Source organism: Draconibacterium sp. (assembly GCF_041583095.1).
Lineage (GTDB): Bacteria > Bacteroidota > Bacteroidia > Bacteroidales > Prolixibacteraceae > Draconibacterium.
On sequence record NZ_JBFHGM010000080.1, the window covers coordinates 1 to 17,749 of the forward strand.

The 17,749-nt window shown below is 42.1% G+C and carries 14 protein-coding genes; 9 read left to right on the forward strand and 5 right to left on the reverse strand.

Annotation, left to right across the window (positions count from 1 at the left end; translation table 11 throughout):
- The 5 genes from ABZB17_RS09565 to ABZB17_RS09585 form a co-directional block, all read left to right on the forward strand.
- The coding region (locus ABZB17_RS09565) for a PhzF family phenazine biosynthesis protein (protein WP_372649747.1) at nucleotides 1–700 on the forward strand (700 nt) is incomplete at its 5' end.
- A 154-nt stretch (nucleotides 701–854) separates the two neighbouring features.
- Nucleotides 855–1,556 carry a class I SAM-dependent methyltransferase gene (locus tag ABZB17_RS09570; protein ID WP_319502326.1) on the forward strand — a complete coding sequence of 234 codons (702 nt, stop codon included), beginning with the start codon at nucleotides 855–857 and terminating at the stop codon, nucleotides 1,554–1,556.
- Nucleotides 1,557–1,734: 178 nt separating this feature from the next.
- Nucleotides 1,735–1,950, forward strand: coding sequence for a hypothetical protein (locus ABZB17_RS09575; RefSeq protein ID WP_045029874.1), 216 nt, complete (start codon nucleotides 1,735–1,737; stop codon nucleotides 1,948–1,950).
- A gap of 289 nt (nucleotides 1,951–2,239) precedes the next feature.
- Nucleotides 2,240–3,157, forward strand: coding sequence for an aldo/keto reductase (locus ABZB17_RS09580; RefSeq protein ID WP_372649749.1), 918 nt, complete (start codon nucleotides 2,240–2,242; stop codon nucleotides 3,155–3,157).
- Between the two features lie 173 nt (nucleotides 3,158–3,330).
- Nucleotides 3,331–4,965, forward strand: a complete 1,635-nt coding sequence (locus tag ABZB17_RS09585) for a SulP family inorganic anion transporter (protein WP_372649751.1) — start codon at nucleotides 3,331–3,333, stop codon at nucleotides 4,963–4,965.
- Between the two features lie 2 nt (nucleotides 4,966–4,967).
- Here ABZB17_RS09585 and ABZB17_RS09590 read toward each other — a convergent pair whose 3' ends face one another.
- Nucleotides 4,968–6,014: a Gfo/Idh/MocA family oxidoreductase gene (locus ABZB17_RS09590; RefSeq protein ID WP_372649753.1), complete on the reverse strand. Its 1,047-nt coding sequence runs from the start codon at nucleotides 6,012–6,014 to the stop codon at nucleotides 4,968–4,970.
- 272 nt (nucleotides 6,015–6,286) lie between these two features.
- On the opposite strand from ABZB17_RS09590, the gene ABZB17_RS09595 reads away from it, so the two are divergent.
- The gene (locus ABZB17_RS09595; RefSeq protein WP_372649755.1) at nucleotides 6,287–7,009 is read left to right on the forward strand and encodes an AAA family ATPase; all 723 of its coding nucleotides are present in this window, start codon (nucleotides 6,287–6,289) and stop codon (nucleotides 7,007–7,009) included.
- A gap of 339 nt (nucleotides 7,010–7,348) precedes the next feature.
- On the forward strand, nucleotides 7,349–7,804 hold the full coding sequence (locus ABZB17_RS09600) for a hypothetical protein (protein WP_045029886.1): 456 nt from the start codon (nucleotides 7,349–7,351) through the stop codon (nucleotides 7,802–7,804).
- Between the two features lie 120 nt (nucleotides 7,805–7,924).
- Here the strand turns inward: ABZB17_RS09600 and ABZB17_RS09605 are convergent, their stop codons facing one another.
- From ABZB17_RS09605 to ABZB17_RS09615, 3 genes are all read right to left on the reverse strand, one after another.
- Nucleotides 7,925–8,920 carry a N(4)-(beta-N-acetylglucosaminyl)-L-asparaginase gene (locus ABZB17_RS09605; protein WP_372649757.1) on the reverse strand — a complete coding sequence of 332 codons (996 nt, stop codon included), beginning with the start codon at nucleotides 8,918–8,920 and terminating at the stop codon, nucleotides 7,925–7,927.
- A gap of 110 nt (nucleotides 8,921–9,030) precedes the next feature.
- Entirely contained in the window at nucleotides 9,031–10,833 is a 1,803-nt protein-coding gene (locus tag ABZB17_RS09610) for a chloride channel protein (protein WP_372649759.1), read from the reverse strand.
- On the reverse strand, nucleotides 10,826–12,607 hold the full coding sequence (locus ABZB17_RS09615; protein WP_372649760.1) for a chloride channel protein: 1,782 nt from the start codon (nucleotides 12,605–12,607) through the stop codon (nucleotides 10,826–10,828). Before ABZB17_RS09615 ends, ABZB17_RS09610 begins: the two co-directional genes overlap by 8 nt.
- 100 nt (nucleotides 12,608–12,707) lie before the next feature.
- Here ABZB17_RS09615 and ABZB17_RS09620 point away from each other — a divergent pair, with 100 nt between their 5' ends.
- Complete coding sequence (locus tag ABZB17_RS09620; protein WP_372649762.1) at nucleotides 12,708–13,574, forward strand: TIGR01777 family oxidoreductase; 867 nt, start codon at nucleotides 12,708–12,710, stop codon at nucleotides 13,572–13,574.
- A gap of 65 nt (nucleotides 13,575–13,639) precedes the next feature.
- Nucleotides 13,640–15,772 (forward strand): FUSC family membrane protein, encoded by a 2,133-nt coding sequence (locus tag ABZB17_RS09625; RefSeq protein ID WP_372649764.1) that lies wholly within the window; start codon nucleotides 13,640–13,642, stop codon nucleotides 15,770–15,772.
- Between the two features lie 359 nt (nucleotides 15,773–16,131).
- Here ABZB17_RS09625 and pckA read toward each other — a convergent pair whose 3' ends face one another.
- Nucleotides 16,132–17,736, reverse strand: coding sequence for a phosphoenolpyruvate carboxykinase (ATP) (pckA, locus tag ABZB17_RS09630; protein ID WP_045029900.1), 1,605 nt, complete (start codon nucleotides 17,734–17,736; stop codon nucleotides 16,132–16,134).
- Nucleotides 17,737–17,749: the final 13 nt, after the last annotated feature.

Below are 17,749 nucleotides of genomic sequence, written 5' to 3' on the forward strand. Positions count from 1 at the left end.
GTGGCTTCCGGATGATATTATGCAAAAACTGGCCATGGAAAACAACCTTTCGGAAACAGCATTTTTTATAAAAAAAGACGACTGTTACCATATCCGCTGGTTTACTCCTGAGGCCGAGGTTGATCTTTGCGGTCATGCTACGCTGGCTACTTCGCATGTTCTGTTTCGGCATTTAAATTATAATGCCGATAGCATCTGTTTTCAGTCGAGAAGCGGTAAACTAAGCGTAAAAAAAGAAGACGATTTGCTGGTACTGAACTTTCCGGCATCAGAAGTAGAGGCCAAATATATTCCCACCGGGTTAAAAACGGCGTTTGGCATTCATCCGCAGGAATGTTTTAAAGGACGCGAAGACCTGATGCTGGTATTTAAAAATGAAAACGACATTGCCAACCTCGAGCCCGATTTCACAAAAATGCTGGAAGCCACCTCGCGTGGCATAATCTGCACGGCCAAATCAGAAAAATACGATTTTGTATCGCGCTTTTTTGCACCATCAGTGGGGATTAACGAAGATCCGGTAACTGGGTCGGCACACACCATGTTAATTCCGTACTGGTCGGAGCAACTGGATAAGCAAAACCTGGTGGCTAAACAAATATCGAAAAGAGGCGGAGTGCTGCATTGCAAACAATTGGGCGATCGCGTTGAGATAGGCGGCAAAGCCGTAACTTACCTGGTAGGAACTATTAATATTTAAGCACTTCATTCCTTTGATTTCTATTTCGGCAGTAGCATTTAACTTTTATTCAGATTTATTTGTCGAAAGGTATAGATTAACTTAAAGGAAAGTCGTATATATTTGCCGAAGATAAATTCACAACTGCACTCATATTCACTATTTATATTTAAAAATGAACGATCCGATTGGCCTGGCCATTAAAGAATATTTTGAACGGGGGAAAGCGCCTCAAATTCAGGTAGATTCAAACTACACAGAAGGAGAAACTATTGCCCCATCATATTTTTTCCGCGACGAAAAAGAACTTCCCAAAATCGAAAAAGTTGCGCTGAAAAATTGTAAAGGCCGCATTTTGGATATTGGTGCTGCAGCCGGCTGTCATTCACTCATTCTGCAAAAAAAAGGCTATAGTGTTACTGCTCTTGAAAAATCAGAAGTTTCGGTTGAAGTGATGCGCAAACAGGGAATTGTAAAAGTCGTTCATGCCGATATTTTTGAGTACAACGAAGAACAATTTAACACCATTCTGTTGCTGATGAACGGTTCGGGTATTGGCGGAACCATCGCAGGTTTAAAAAAATTGCTGGCACACCTAAAAAGCCTTTTGTTAGAAGGAGGCCAGATTTTAATTGACTCATCGGATATTAAATACCTTTTTGAAGAAGAAGACGGATCGGAATGGGTTGATATCGCCAATAGCAACTACTACGGCGAAATGCAGTATAAAGTGAGTTTCCGGAAAGAGGAGGCGCAGTTCGACTGGCTTTTTATCGATTTTAACACCCTGCAACTTGTTGCCAACGAAATGGGTTATAACTGTACGTTGCTTGATAAAGGCACGCATCACGACTACCTGGCAAAACTGAGTCTTTAACGAATCGAGAATTATCGCGATAATTACCCGGTTCGGCACAAAGGGGTAATCGATCGAACATGTCCTTTCGCAGAGCTTAAAATGCCGTTGGCAGAGTAATTCAGCTCATTCACAGATATAATTTCGGTATTTACTGACGTTTACATAATTTGGTGTTCGAATTAAAACAGAAAACACCATGAAAGCTCTTATCCTCATCTCCTCAATTTTTTACATTCTCGGATTAAAGATCAGCAACAAAATCGATCTGGTTAAAAAATCGAACCCAGTGGAAAAGATTATTACCCACAAAGTAAAAGCTGCTGAAACCGAAGAAAATGCTTGTTTTGAAGCAGAAGCTAAAAAAGATGCCCCGGAAAAAGAAAAAACACCCATCAAAGAAAGTATGGAATAATACGAATTGTATTTCAGTATGAGCCTTTAGCGAAATGGTGAAATTACAATCGTTAATGCCGATTGAAAGAATTAAGGCTCAATTTGATTTCACATCGGTATAACATCCTCCTCATAGAAATAAAAAACAGCGCACAAACAGGAAATCATTTAATGGTTTCCTGTTTTGTTTTTTGTACTTTAGGCCATACCAAATTAAAACTGCAATGAAACTGTTGCGACTAAAACATTTGCTTTCAACAATTTCGTTCGCTTTCTGTTTTTAATTTAAATGACTAAAATATATCCTTATGGCCAACTTTCAAATGAATCGACGGAAATTTATCGGAGCGCTTAGTGCGGGTACTGCACATGTTTTGTTTTCGAATCCAATTTATGCCGCGAATATTCCGGCACGGAGTCACGATCCTTTTCAGTTGGTTGAATTGGGAAACTCGGGGATAAAAACCACGCTGCTGGGTATGGGAACCGGCGTACATGCCAGCAACCGTAGCAGTTTTCTTACCAAACAGGATAAAAACACCAGCATCGATCTGTTGCACCATGCATACGACAAAGGAATCCGTTATTTTGATTTGGCCGATACTTATGGCACACACGGGCTTTTTGCCGAAGCGATGACAAAAATGAACCGGGAAGATCTAACGCTTACCACAAAAATATGGACACGTCCGGGTGGCATTCCCGAAAAAGAACGCCCCGATGCCAATGTTGTGGTAGACCGTTTCCGAAGAGAACTGAAGACCGATTACATCGATTTGGTACAAATTCATTGTATGGTTGACGAGGACTGGACAGAAACCTTAAAACCCCAAATGGAAATTCTTTCGAACCTGAAAGCAAAAGGAATTATAAAAGCTCACGGCGTTTCGGTGCACTCGCTCGATGCCATGAAAGATGCAGTAAAAAGCCCCTGGGTTGATGTGTTGCATGCACGGATTAATCCTTACGGAATTGCAATGGACAAACCCGATCCGCAGGAAGTGGTAGAAGTTATTCAGCAATTGCACCAGTCGGGAAAAGGCATTATTGGAATGAAACTAGTTGGTAACGGGCAATTACGCGACGACAGCACAAAAATTGACAACGCATTGCGCTTTGTTCTTGGTTTGGGTTGTGTTGACCTGATGCTTGTTGGCTTCGAGACAGAAGATCAGGTTGATAATTACATTTCGCGAATGGAAACCCAATTAAAGAACCTCTACTAATCATTTCAGCTGTATGATCAGAAAATCAGGCGATTGACAAACCAATGTTAAAATAAACACAATTCGTAACAGGTTGATTTACTGACAATAGTAAATTCAATCAAATTTTAGACTTAAGCTCAGAACAATGAGGCGGTAATCCATGTAATTTTGCCCAAAATTTCATCCGCATCATGAATTCAATTTTTAAGCCCAAACTATTTACGATTTTAAAAAACGGCATCAGTAAAAAACAAATTACTTCAGATGTACTGGCTGGGGTGGTTGTGGGTATTGTTGCCCTTCCGCTGGCCATCGCCTTTGCTGTTGCGTCGGGCGTTTCGCCCGAAAAAGGGCTGATAACCGCTGTTGTCGCCGGTTTCCTTATATCTTTTTTAGGTGGTAGCCGTGTGCAGATTGGCGGCCCAACGGGTGCATTTATAGTAATTGTTTACGGAATCGTTCATCAATACGGCGTTAACGGACTTATCATTTCCACCGTTTTGGCCGGTGTTATCCTTATTCTTTTTGGATTGCTAAAACTGGGGACTTTGTTAAAATTTATCCCCCACCCGCTTATTGTTGGTTTTACCAGTGGTATTGCCTTGGTCATTTTTTCTACCCAAATAAAAGATGCGCTGGGATTAACCATTACCGATCTTCCATCGGGTTTTCTTGAAAAATGGTACGTTTATATCAGCAACCTGGGCAATGTAAATATTGCAGCTCTATTGGTAACACTGTCCACGATAGCCATAACACTCGTCAGCGGAAAATTTGTAAAAAAAATACCGGGATCGTTTTTGGCCATTATTGCTGTTACACTCGTTGTTCAGCTGTTTAAAATACCAGTTGCAACCATTGAAACTTACTTTGGCGAAATCAGCAATACCATTCATTTTACCATTCCGCAAATTCGCTTGAACGATTTACAGAACTACCTTGAACCGGCCCTCACCATTGCCTTGCTCGGAGGTATTGAATCGTTACTCTCGGCAGTGGTTGCCGATGGTATGATAAGCGGGAAACACCGCTCGAATACCGAATTAATTGCACAGGGTATTGCCAACGTTGTTACCCCGTTTTTTGGTGGGATTCCGGCAACCGGAGCAATTGCACGTACGGCAACCAACGTAAAAAACGGAGGACGCACACCTATTGCCGGTATTGCACATGCCATTACCTTGCTGCTGATTATGCTGTTTTTGGGAAAATGGGCCAAATTGATTCCCATGTCGTGCCTCGCCGGAATTTTAATAATTGTAGCCTATAACATGAGCGAATGGCGCTCGTTTGTATCCATTCTGAAAGGTTCAGTATTCGATATAATTGTACTGCTAACTACTTTCATTTTAACCGTACTGGTTGATTTAACGGTTGCCATAGAGGTTGGAGTGGTGCTGTCGGCCATCCTTTTTATGAAACGGATGTCGGACATAAGCGAAAAACGTATAAATAACATTGTCGACACCGACGTAATAGAAGACTACTCGCAGCTGCCAAAAGGTGTTTCGGTTTACGAAATAAGTGGCCCCTTGTTTTTTGCATCGGCACGCCGTTATTCCGAGGTTATTCAGGAAATCGGGGAAAGTTGCAACACATTGATTCTACGTATGCGCCATGTTTCTTTCATCGACGAAACGGGAATGAAAAACCTGCAGAGTTCACTTAAAATCCTTCAGAACAAGGGGGTAAAAGTGATTCTGTCGGGTGTTTCTTCGCAGCTAAAAACCGACTTACAAAAACGACTCAGCCCTAAAGTTAATGATTACATTAAAATGGAAGATTCGTTTGAAAAAGCACTCGACTCTGCGAAGGTTACTACCTAATCCTAAAGTATTACCGTTCTTCTATCTTTGTTGCTTAACAGGCAGGCCTCCAATATTTTTAATACTTCCAGTGCTTCGGCCGGATCAACCGGTAAGGCTTTGTTGTTTCTGATTGCTTTATACAGCTTATCGTAAAAAATGCGGTAATCACCAGGTATGGTTTCAACCAATTCTTCCACGTGCTCGTCGTTTTCGGTGTAAACCAGTGTTCCCCACCAATCGGCTTCTTCTTTTCCCCATTCGTCGCCTTTGGGCAAATGTCCGGCTTTTAACAGCTCTTCCTGGCCGTCAATTCCCCACTTTTTAAATGTACCGTACTCTCCGTTTAAAGTATATCTCGGTCCGGGATCCATAACCAGGTACGAACATTTTAACAAGGCCGAAAAACCTTCATAATCCAACCTGATATCGTAATAATCGGCCACTTTCCCGCCGGTTCGCACTGTTTTTAAATGTGCGGTAACCGTTTGCGGCTTTCCAAATAATACGTAGGCCTGGTCAACCATATGCGATCCGAGGTTATACAAAACACCACAATATTCATCGCCTTCTTCTTTCCATGTGTCGGGTGTAATTTCGGTGCGGTAACGGTCGTAATGCGATTCAAATTCTACCAACCGGCCAAACCGTGCTTCCTTTATTACTTTTTGTACTGTTCTAAAATCACCATCCCACCGGCGGTTCTGGAAAACCGTAAATACCAAACGTTTTGCTTGTGCCAGCCCAATCAGCTCCTGTAATTCCGCGCTCCGAAAGGTGGCTGGTTTTTCAACCACCACGTGTTTACCGGCTTCAAGCGCCTGTTTCACCATGGTATAATGTAACTGATCAGGCGTGTTAACAACTACCAGTTCAACCTCGGTATCGGTTAAAATATCGTCGTAACTTTTTACTATCGTCGCATCGGGAAACAGCTCTTTCGATAAGCTTTTAGAACGTTCCAACACCAATTTTACTTTGAATTTCGGATTCACTTTCAACAAGGGGCCGTGAATCACCTTACCCGACATACCAAAAGAAGCTAAAGCCACCGTAACCTGATTTTTCATGCTTTACATTGTATGATATTACTACTTGTAAAATTCTTGTCAATAAAAATACAGAAATATGTTTCCCTCACAAAAGTTGCTGAATAACATTCGACAAACAGGGTATTGTATAACACATTAGCTTCTATTCCACAAAATTTGATTGTAAATTGGTCTGATAAACCAAACTAACATTCCGGTTATGAAACGGACAGCTCTATTTATTGCTCCAAAAATCGTATCGAGGGTTCAAATTCATCTCCAACAGCTAAAAACTAACAATCCTAAATCATATGAAAAATTTTCTGAATAGCTATCTTAATGAATCGAAATGTATTAACCTCGAATCAGGTGATTATCCCGGACCTTTTCTCACTATTTCGCGGCAAGCGGGGTGCTCGGCAAAGCGTCTCGCCATTAAGCTTTCGAAAATACTGACCGGCTACAGTTACATGTCGGAAACGAAAACCGATGTGGAGTGGAAATATGTAGATAAAGGTGTTTTTTTAGGTGTTGTTAATGAAATGATAGAGGAACTTAAATCAGGGGATTTTGAAGATGCTGAAGAATCGATAGTATTTCTGAAGGAGGTTGGCCGTGCCTTTTCGGATGAAACAATTTACGATATTTCGGACGACCGACTGATTGCGGCCTTAAAAGGAATTATTTGCCGGCTGGCCTACCATGGGCGTACAATTATCGTTGGGCGTTCGTCGGGAGCTATTTTAAAAGACATACCCAATAAGCTAAACATCAGGCTTGAAGCTCCTGCCGACTGGCGAATTAACCGAATAATGCAGATTAAAGACATGACCCGGCTGGAGGCCGCAGAATACATTACTTTGGCCGATAAAAAGCGAGACGCCTTTATTGAAAAGATCATTGGCCGTAAAGCAGAAAACGATGATTTTGATGTGATTTTTAATTATGCCTCAATGGAAGACGACCAGATAGTTGACGCCGTAATTAACATATTACGAAACAAAAAAATTATCGCTCCTCATTACGAATTCTAACAAATTTATTATTTTAGCTTACAAGAAGTAACGAAAAAAACCTTCCGAAAACCGGAATAAATTAATTTAAATCTCACCTTACCAGGGCCTTTCTTCGGAGAGGCTTTGATTTTTGAATATTTTTTGAGATTTTAATAAAAAAAACAAGGTTTTTATTGTGATAATCTAATAATTAGTCCGTTACTTTGATATAAGATTTTAATTCGCACTTCACCAGTTTTTGTGATTTTCCGTTTTAACGTCTGACGCGTTCTTTATACTTAACAATAATTTTTTAAGAATAACGCGGCATAATGCCGCAAATTTTTACATTTATACATTTATATTTTTCTATTTTTTATGAATTTATTTGTTGCAAAGTTAGACTCATCGATTACTGGTGACTACTTAAATGAGCTGTTCTCTGCACACGGAGAAGTAGCGTCTGCCAAAGTTATTTTTGACAGAGAAACGGGAAACTCAAAATGTTTTGGTTTTGTTGAAATGCCAAACGACGAAGAAGCTAATGCAGCGATTGCTGCACTTAATGATGCTGAAATTGAAGGAAAACAAATCGTAGTTAAGGAAGCAAATGCTCCACAAGAGCGTCCACGTCGTGATTTTAATCGCGGTGGCGGCGGTGGTGGCTACAACCGCGGTGGCGGTGGTGGTTACAACCGTGGCGGCGGCGGTGGCGACCGCAGAGGCGGTGGCGGTGGATACGATCGTCGCGGTGGCGGCGGTGGTGGCGACCGCAGAGGCGGTGGCGGTGGCGGATACGATCGTCGCGGTGGCGGCGGTGGCGACCGTTGGTAAGCTATCCGAAAGATATTTAAAAGAAGGTGTTCGATTTTTGAACACCTTTTTTTATGAGCTATTAACTCCGAATAAATTTTCTCCCTGGTTTTGAAAAAGAGAGCAAATACCTGAAAAGTTCTATAATTTCTTTAGCCAGGCTTCTGCCTCTATCAGTTCGGTTTGCTCAGAAGTTTTTACAGCGTAGTTAAAACCTGGCTGTATACAAAACGATCCGTACTCGCCTTTTGTATTTAAAGCGATATAGCCAATTTGATGATTTTGATAATCGGGAATCTTTTTGGCGATACGACGAACGGCCTCTTCGCAAGCCCTGTCGGGCGACATGCCGCTACGCATCAATTCAACCACTAAAAACGAACCCAGCGTTTTCATTACCAGCTCGCCCGATCCGGTAGCTGTTGCACCTCCCACTTCGCCATCAACAAACAAACCGGCACCAATAATTGGTGAGTCGCCTACCCTGCCGGGCATTTTATAGCCCATTCCGCTGGTGGTACAAGCACCTGAAATACGCCCTTCTTTGTCGAGCGCCAGCATACCAATGGTATCGTGGTTATCTTCAGTAACATTCTCGATATTTATCTTATTACTGAATTCCTTATTTTCCTTTTTCCATTTCTTCCACTCTTTTTTGCGGGCTTTGGTTAACAGCTTTTCTTTTTCAAAACCATTATCGAGTGCAAAATCCAAAGCTCCTTTTCCGCTCAGCATTACATGCGGTGTTTTTTCCATTACCAGGCGAGCCACCGAAACAGGATGCACAATGTGCTGTAGATACGTTACACTTCCTGCACGCCCTTTCTCGTCCATAATACAGGCGTCGAGGGTTACTTTACCGCTGGCATCCGGAATTCCGCCTTTTCCTACGGTAATTACATTCGGATCGCCTTCGGGAACGCGCACCCCTGCTTCCACTGCGTCGAGCGAGTGTCCTCCTTTCGACAATATTTCCCAGGCAGCCTCATTGGCAGGCATACCATGATTCCATGTTGAGATTACAACGGGATATTTATTTGCTGACTGAAAAACCGAATTTGAAAATGCTTTTGTGGTAACACCGGCACCGGCAAGCATTAACGAACTTTTCGCTAAAAAGGAACGTCGGGAAATCATAATCCAATACTTTTTAAATTTTTTTCAAAAGTAAAGAAAATAAATTCCAAAACTCAGCGCGATGCCTATTTAAAATTTTTATAACTATTACTATATCGAAAAAAAGTGCTCTAGTCGTGTGAAAAATACTCAAGCGTTTTTCTGTAGTTGGAGAAAACCACTGCGCGCGAAATAAAGCCAAGGTATTTACCATCGTCGATAACGGCAAGGTTGTATCGGTTTGAGGTCTCAAACTTTTTGGCCACTGTTTCCATATTGTCTTTCGACGAAATATAGAATTCAGGCATAAACATCAGGTCTTTCACCATCACCTGGTCGTACAGTTCGTGCTCAAAAATAAGGTGCTTCACCTTCGAGAGTTTTACCATCCCTTTCAGATAACCATCTTCGTCTACAATCGGGAAAAGGTTCCGGTTCGATTTTGATATTGATTTTACCAGATCACGCAAACTGGCATCGGGAGAAATAATTTCAAAGTCGTTCTCAATTAGCTTTTTCACCTCCATCGACCGCAGAATCGCTTTGTCTTTGTGGTGCGTAATTAAATCGCCGGTTTGTGCCAGGTGTTTGGTATAAATAGAATGCGGCTCAAAGCGCATGATGGTAACATACGCCACCGTTGAAGTGATCAGTAAAGGAATAAACAAACCATAACCTCCGGTTATTTCGGCGGTTAAGAAAATTCCTGTAAGCGGAGCATGCATTACGGCAGCCATCATTCCGGCCATTCCGGCTAATGCAAAGTTATTTTCGGGCACTCCAAGATCGAAAAAAGTATTGAGTAAAAACACCAGGAAATAGCCGGCAATAGCTCCGGTAAACAGCGTTGGAGCAAAAATACCACCGTTACCCCCCGAGCCGGTTGTAGCCGACATGGCAAACACCTTAAAAATGAGTATTCCGGCCAATACCAGTAAAACGATATATGGATTATCTTTCCACTGAAAGAAAATGGAGTTATTCAATAAATCAGCTCCCTGGTTATTAAAAACCGAGTTAATGCTGGTGTAACCTTCGCCCCAAAGCGGAGGGAAAATAAAGATTAATATGCCCAGCGTAACAGCTCCGATAAGCACCCGCACAAACCAGTTGTTTATTGTACCAAAACGCTTCTCAAGAAACATGGTTCCGCGGGTAAAATAGATTCCCAGCAAACCGGTAAAAATCCCTACAAGTATGTAAATCCATATCATATTAATATGAAATGGAGTAACCTGATCGAAATGCAGCATTACGCCTTCGCCCATAAAAAAGTACGAAATTACCGTGGCCGAAACTGCCGAAATCAGCAATGGAATTAAAAAGGCCATGGTCAGATCAAGCATCAGCACCTCAAGTGTAAAAACAATACCTGCCATTGGCGCATTAAAAATACCGGCAATTGCACCGGCTGCTCCACAACCCACCATAAGGGTAATGTATTTATAGCGCAATTTAAATATGCGTGCCAGGTTCGATCCTATTGACGCACCAGTTAGAACAATTGGCGCCTCCGATCCTACCGATCCACCAAAACCAATGGTTAGCGAACTGGCAATCATCGACGAATAGGTTTTTGATGGCCTTAGCTTACTGCTTTTCTTCGAAATTGAATAGAGAATTTTAGATACTCCGTGCCCGATATCATCGCGAATTATATACCGAACAAACAACACCGTTAGCATTATCCCGATGAATGGATACAATAAATAGAGGTAATTAAATCCTTCAACAGAAATTACTTCGGTTAACTCTTCAGCAACAAAGTGGATCAGGTTTTTTAACAACAGGGCTGCCAGTCCGCTTAACAGTCCAACAATCAGACTAAGCAAATACAAAAAGTTCTTTTCCGGAATTTTTGCAATTCGCCAGGCAACAAGCCGATTAAGTGACTTATTCAGCAACATCTTGTTAATTCGAAATAATCTAAACATGAGAAACATCAATTATCTGTTTACGATAGCGGGTAAACACACGTGCCCGCGAAATAAATCCGATGTATTTACCATTTTCTATCACCGCCAGGTTATAACGCCCCGATGACTCGAATTTAGCAGTAACAATCTCCATGCTGTCATTCGGGTCGATAGAAAATTCAGGCATATACATCAACTCATTAATTTTCACCGTGTCGTATAGTTCATGTTTAAAGATCATCGTTCTTACATCGTCCATTTTTACCATACCCACCATTGTTCCGTCTTCATTAACAATCGGAAACAAATCGCGATGTGCCCTGGTAATGGCCTCTGTAAGGTCGCGCAAAGTTGCATCGGGTGACAATACTTCAAAGTCAGTTTCAATTAGTTGTCTTACCTGCATCATTTGCAGTACGTTTGCATCTTTATCGTGGGTTAACAATTCTTTGCGGCGTGCCAACTGAATATGATACACCGAATTGGGCGTAAATGCCCTTACAATAAGGTATGCAAATGTGGCTGTAACCATCAGCGGTACAAATAACTTGTACCCTCCTGAAATATCAGCAATGAGGAATATTCCGGTAAGCGGCGCATGCAAAACGCCTGCAATTAACCCGGCCATTCCTATTAGTGCAAAGTTATTCGAATTTAGTTCGCGCACGCCCAGCCGGCTGACAACCAGGGAAAAAAGCATTCCGGTATTTACTCCCATAAAAAGCGTTGGGGCAAAAATACCACCAACACCACCGGCTCCGAAAGTAAGTGATGTGGCTACGATTTTTAGCAGAATAACAGCCACAATAAGCAGCATGGCAGCCCATAACTCTTCGCGTAATGAATAGAATAAACTATTATCGAAAAGATAGTTTAAATCGCCGGCCAAACATTCGTTTATCGACTCGTAACCTTCGCCGTAAAGTGCCGGAAAAAGAAAGATTAGTGCCCCAAGACCGGTCCCTCCAACAACCAATCGTATCCGGCTACTTTTAAATTTTTCAAATATATCGGCTATAAACAAGTACATTTTCGTAAAATAAACCGACACAAAACCGGTAACAATTCCCAAAGCGATGTAATAAGGTAAATCGCCCAGCTCAAAAGCATCAACTACATTAAACGGATAGAGTACATCTTGCCCGAGAAATAAATACGAGGTTAGCACCGCCGTTGATGACGCCAGCAAAAGCGGCACAAGCGAAAACACCGTGAGGTCGATCATTATTACTTCAACAGCAAAAACAATGGCTGCAATGGGCGCTTTAAAAATAGCTGCCATAGCCCCGGCGCAGGCGCAGGCAAGCATCAAAATGGTATTTTTATAGTTGAGCCGAAAAATATTGGCAATCCACGATCCCCAGGCTGTTCCGGTTGCTACAGTTGGGCCCTCCAACCCTACCGATCCTCCAAAACCAACGGTTAACGAAGCCGTTACAACCGACGAAAATAAATTATGCCTTGAGATTTTTCCTTTTCGTTTTGAGATACTATGCAGCACATTGGGAATTCCGTGCCTGACTTCCGAACGAACAATATATTTGATTACCAGAATAGCGAGAAAAATACCAACAACCGGCAAAGCAAAATAAATGTAATTCTGCACTTCGTTAGAAACAAGATTATGCACCATCTCTTCGGTAAAACGCACCGTATTTTTAATAATTACGGCGGCAATACCGGCCAAAACACCAATAACAATACTCAGCACGGTTAAAAAACCCCGCTCGCCCAGGTGCTTTAACCGCCACCGGTGCAACCTAACCAGAATATGCTGTCTGTGCTTTGTCATTTTTTATTGATGTGGTAAAAGTAACAATTAGCAAGCGCGATTAACAAATTTTAAGGAACTAAAAGCTAAAGTTTTTGTTAACCTAATAAATCGTTGTAAGATGAAAATAAAACTCACGGGGAGTAACGGTTATATTGGTCAGCTAATTTCATCAGAATTGGTGAAAAAAGGGCATACTGTATCTGGCATAAACCGGGACTTACTCTATAGTTCATCAGCGAACCTGCAGGAAGAGATTCGAAACACTGATGTGTTAATTAACCTTGCCGGAGCGCCCATTTTACAACGCTGGACAAAGAAAAATAAAGAAATCATTTACAACAGCCGGGTAAAAACCACCCATAACCTGGTAAAAGCGATTAGTGAACTACCCGAAATTGAGCGCCCGAAAAAAGTGGTATCAGCATCTGCCATTGGCCTATACAAATCAGGACATTCGCACACCGAAGAAAGTAAAAATTTTGACGATGGTTTTGTTGGAGAGGTAGTTAAAGACTGGGAACAGGAACTGACTGCTTTACCCAAGAATGTGCAAACTGTAGTATTTCGGCTCGGAATTGTTTTTGGAAAAGAGGCAAAAACAATACAAAACATGCTTTTACCTTTTAAACTGGGCCTTGGTGGTAAAATCGGGTCGGGCAAACAGCCTTTCCCTTTTATTCACGAACAGGATGTGGTAAATGCATTTATTTGGGCCACCGAAACACTGGAAACAAGTGAAACGTTCAATTTAACCGCACCCGAAACGATTTCGAATAAAGAATTTACCCGCTGCTTTGCCCGGCAGGTAAACCGTCCTGCGTTTTTTACGATTCCTGCATTTGTGTTAAAATTGGTGTTTGGCAAGGCTGCTTCGCTTCTTACGCAGTCGCCCGAAGTATCATCCAATAAGTTGCAGAAAGCCGGTTTTCATTTCGAATACCCAACAATAAAAGCTACCTTACAAGATATTATTGTTAAGAGCTGAACGGTTTAGTAATTAATTTCTATTCGCATTCATTAGCTTTGTAAAAACACTTTTACACATTAGCCATGAAGAACCGTGAAAAAGGCCATTTGCGAACAAACATAAAATTTTTCCGCGATGTATTTCTGCTGCATCCCTACCGTTTGTTTGCTTTACGTGCAACCATTTCGATGGGTGTATTGGCAGTACCTTTTATTATTGCTGGTCTGCCTTTTTTTGGTGTAACGCTGGCTTTGGGAGCACTGGCCGGTGCTTTGTCGGAAACCGACGACCACCCCAAAGGGCGTGTAAAATCGCTGTCGATAACCATTCTGAGCTTCTTTATTTCGAGTTTTTCGGTAGGACTTTTATATAACTACACCTGGATTCTTGGCGCCGGATTTATCCTCTCCACCATTATATTTATTTTAATTGGTGGCATTGGCGAACGTTACCGTGCCATTACCTTCGGCTCTATATTGGTGGGCATTTATGCCATGCTTGGCGTCGAAATCAGTCCGGCGTGGTACTGGCAGGCGATTTTATTACCAGCCGGAGCACTTTTTCACGGCATACTTACTTTAATTTTGATCTTTCGAAATCCGTGGCGTTTACTCGACCAGCAAATGGCCAGCGGCTTCCGGGCGCTTGGCAACTACCTCGAAAAAAAAGCGCTGCTTTTCCCCAGCCATAAAGAAGACCAGGAAGACATAAACAAAGACCTGGCTTTGCTAAACGTAAATGTGGTAAATGCACTTGAAGGCATAAAGAACGTATTAAACAATTATGCCCGGGAGATGAAAAACACGGAACCGTTGAACCGTTATCTCCAGCGTTTTATGCTGTTGCAAAGTTTGCATGAGCGTGCCGCATCAACGCACCAGCGCCACGATAAACTGGGAAACAGCAACGAACAAATCGAGATTTTGGAAGGTTTTGGCGAAATGCTTCGCCAGTTGGCCTATGCCTCACGGATGGTGGCTGAAAATATGCTTACCGGAACTTCTTACAATCATCCGCCTGCTCTCGAATGGATATCAAAAGCCATCGACGACAAACTGCAGACAATGCCTGTGGAAGATGCCCAGGACCTAATCCTGCTTCATCATAATTTACATCGTTCGCACGTTTCGTTAAAATACCTCGATAACCTGGTGAAAGGTACTTCTATCCCCCGGTTACGACGCGATGAAAGAACACCGTTTCAGCGCCTGAAAGAGCAGCTCACTCTTGGTCATCCGCGAATGCGTTATGCATTACGGCTCAGTTTAACCTTTGCACTGGGCTACATTCTCCAGATCTATCTTGACCTCGACAAAGGCCAGTGGGTAATGCTAACCAGTTTATTTGTTAGCCAGATTACTTACAGCGACACCCGTCGTCGTCTTTTCGAGCGTTTACTCGGAACTGCAACTGGTATTATTATTGGCGCTGCATTGTTACAGATTTTCACCACCACAGCAGCACAGGTTCTGCTAATGATGGGCTCGGCAATGGCCTTTTTCTACTGGCTGCGAAAAAAATATTCGGTAGCGGTAATATTTGTAACCACTTTTGTACTGAGTGCTTTTAATATTATTTCAAACGATGGAGGCATAAATATCATGATTCCGCGCCTTGTTGATACGCTGCTTGGTGCAACCTTGTCGTTTCTCACCATTCGCTTTTTGTGGCCGGGATGGCAGTATCGTCGCATTTCGGGGCTTATTTCAACGGCACTGGAAAAGAACAGAAACTATTTTCAGGCTATTGCAAAAGAATATAAAGAAGCAAGTAACGACGATTTAAAGTACCGCATTGCCCGAAGAGAAGCGCACCTGGCCGATAACGAACTGGCACAGGCATGGAACAGTATGCGCCAGGAACCTAAAAGCAAACAGCGCATTATGGAAAATGCCTTAACCATTACCTATTTAAATCATGCTCTGTTATCGCACCTTTCGGCGCTGGGGGCACATCGCGAAGCCAATATGGTAAACTATAATGATATTGAATCGCTGTTTCAGCAAATCGACAAAAAAATGAGTGAAGCCGGAAAAGAAAGCACCATCCAGGAGGAAAAGTTTTCATCCGACCTGTCGAAACTCTTAATGACATTACAACAGCAAATTAGGGATACCGAGGCCGGATTAAAACGGCAACAACTACGTTTATTTTATAATATTGCGGCAACTACATCAAAAATTATTGATGAGCTAAAACGCACCTCTACTCTGTAATTTAAAATGCATAAGGTAAGCACGTGCGATAAGCACCATTTTTTTGAGCAAACACTACCTATCGCATGCGTAAGGGGGCATTTTCTGAAGAAACTATTGGCTGTCGCACGCGTAATGGGCCACTTTTTATAGAAAACACAGGTTATCGCATGCGATAGGCCCCACTTTTTCGAAAAAACAAGGGTTGTAGCATGCGATAAGGGCCATTTTATGGAAAAAATACCATCTGTAGCATGCGAAAGGACACATTTTGTTGATAAAACACTGCCTGTCGCACGCGATAATGGAGCCATTTTAGGCCACAAAAAAACCTTCTGCCCGTAGACAGAAGGTTTTGCGTATATAAAGATTGATCTGAATTAGTCAACTTGAGGACCAGCAGCAACCAATGCTTTACCTTCTTCGTTATCAGTGTATTTAACGAAGTTTTTAACAAAGCGGCTACCCAAATCCTGAGCTTTATCTTCCCACTCTTTAACGTCAGCGTAAGTGTCGCGTGGGTCAAGAATACCTGTATCAACTCCTGGCAATGCAGTAGGTACTTCCAGGTTAAATACCGGAATAGTTTTAGTTTCAGCTTTTTCGATTGATCCGTCAAGGATAGCGTTGATGATACCGCGAGTATCTTTAATAGAGATACGTTTTCCGGTACCGTTCCATCCAGTGTTTACCAAATAAGCTTCAGCTCCGTGCTCTTCCATTTTTTTCACTAACTCGGCAGCATATTTTGTTGGGTGCAATGTTAAGAATGCAGCACCGAAACATGCAGAGAATGTAGGCTGAGGAGCAGTTACACCACGCTCAGTACCTGCTAATTTTGCAGTAAATCCTGATAAGAAGTGGTATTTAGTTTGTTCCGGAGTTAATTTTGAAACCGGAGGCAATACACCAAATGCATCAGCAGAAAGGAAAATTACTTTTTTCGCGTGACCGGCTTTTGATGGTACAGCGATGTTCTCGATGTGGTCAATTGGGTAAGACACACGGGTGTTCTGAGTTACAGAACCATCAGTGAAATCAATTTTACCATCAGCATCAACAGTTACGTTCTCCAAAAGAGCGTTACGTTTGATAGCACCGAAAATTTCCGGCTCAGCATCTTTGTCAAGGTCGATAGTTTTTGCGTAACAACCACCTTCGAAGTTGAAGATACCTTCGTCATCCCATCCGTGCTCGTCATCACCAATCAGTTTACGTGAAGCGTCAGTTGAAAGTGTTGTTTTACCAGTACCTGAAAGACCGAAGAAGATAGCAACGTCACCAGCTTCGCCAACGTTAGCCGAACAGTGCATTGAAGCAATACCGCGAAGTGGCAGGTAGTAGTTCATCATTGCGAACATACCTTTTTTCATCTCACCACCATACCATGTACCACCAATTACCTGCATTTTTTCAGTCAGGTTAAATACAGTGTACACTTCTGAGTTTAATCCGTGCTCTTTGTATTTCTCGTTAGAAGATTTTGAACCGTTCATTACAACGAAATCAGGCTCGCCGTAAGTTTCCAGTTCTTCAGCAGTTGGACGAAGGAACATGTTTGTTACAAAGTGTGCCTGCCATGCAACTTCCATAATAAAACGAACTTTCAAACGAGTGTCTTCGTTTGCACCACAAAATGTGTCAACAACGAATAATTTTTTACCTGAAAGCTGGCTTGTTGTAGTCGCTTTAAGGTCATTCCAAACCTCTTGAGTAATAGGTTTGTTATCGTTTGGAGATTCTGGAGATGTCCACCACATTGTGTTTTCAGTGGTTGCATCTTTAACAATGTATTTATCTTTAGGCGAACGACCTGTAAATACACCTGTCATTACGTTAACTGCGTCAAGCTCTGTTAACTGACCTTTTTCGAATCCCTCTAAAGCAGGATTCATTTCTTCTTCATAAAGTTTCTCGTATGAAGGGTTGTGGATAATTTCCTGTACGTCAACAATTCCGTACTTGCTTAAATCTAAATTTGCCATAACTACCTAATAA

Coding starts and splice junctions, on each gene's coding strand:
- ABZB17_RS09570 (WP_319502326.1), top strand. CDS start 855: ATGAACGATCCGATTGGCCTGGCCATTAAAGAATATTTTGAACGGGGG.
- ABZB17_RS09575 (WP_045029874.1), top strand. CDS start 1,735: ATGAAAGCTCTTATCCTCATCTCCTCAATTTTTTACATTCTCGGATTA.
- ABZB17_RS09580 (WP_372649749.1), top strand. CDS start 2,240: ATGGCCAACTTTCAAATGAATCGACGGAAATTTATCGGAGCGCTTAGT.
- ABZB17_RS09585 (WP_372649751.1), top strand. CDS start 3,331: ATGAATTCAATTTTTAAGCCCAAACTATTTACGATTTTAAAAAACGGC.
- ABZB17_RS09590 (WP_372649753.1), bottom strand. CDS start 6,014: ATGAAAAATCAGGTTACGGTGGCTTTAGCTTCTTTTGGTATGTCGGGT.
- ABZB17_RS09595 (WP_372649755.1), top strand. CDS start 6,287: ATGAAAAATTTTCTGAATAGCTATCTTAATGAATCGAAATGTATTAAC.
- ABZB17_RS09600 (WP_045029886.1), top strand. CDS start 7,349: ATGAATTTATTTGTTGCAAAGTTAGACTCATCGATTACTGGTGACTAC.
- ABZB17_RS09605 (WP_372649757.1), bottom strand. CDS start 8,920: ATGATTTCCCGACGTTCCTTTTTAGCGAAAAGTTCGTTAATGCTTGCC.
- ABZB17_RS09610 (WP_372649759.1), bottom strand. CDS start 10,833: ATGTTTAGATTATTTCGAATTAACAAGATGTTGCTGAATAAGTCACTT.
- ABZB17_RS09615 (WP_372649760.1), bottom strand. CDS start 12,607: ATGACAAAGCACAGACAGCATATTCTGGTTAGGTTGCACCGGTGGCGG.
- ABZB17_RS09620 (WP_372649762.1), top strand. CDS start 12,708: ATGAAAATAAAACTCACGGGGAGTAACGGTTATATTGGTCAGCTAATT.
- ABZB17_RS09625 (WP_372649764.1), top strand. CDS start 13,640: ATGAAGAACCGTGAAAAAGGCCATTTGCGAACAAACATAAAATTTTTC.
- pckA (WP_045029900.1), bottom strand. CDS start 17,736: ATGGCAAATTTAGATTTAAGCAAGTACGGAATTGTTGACGTACAGGAA.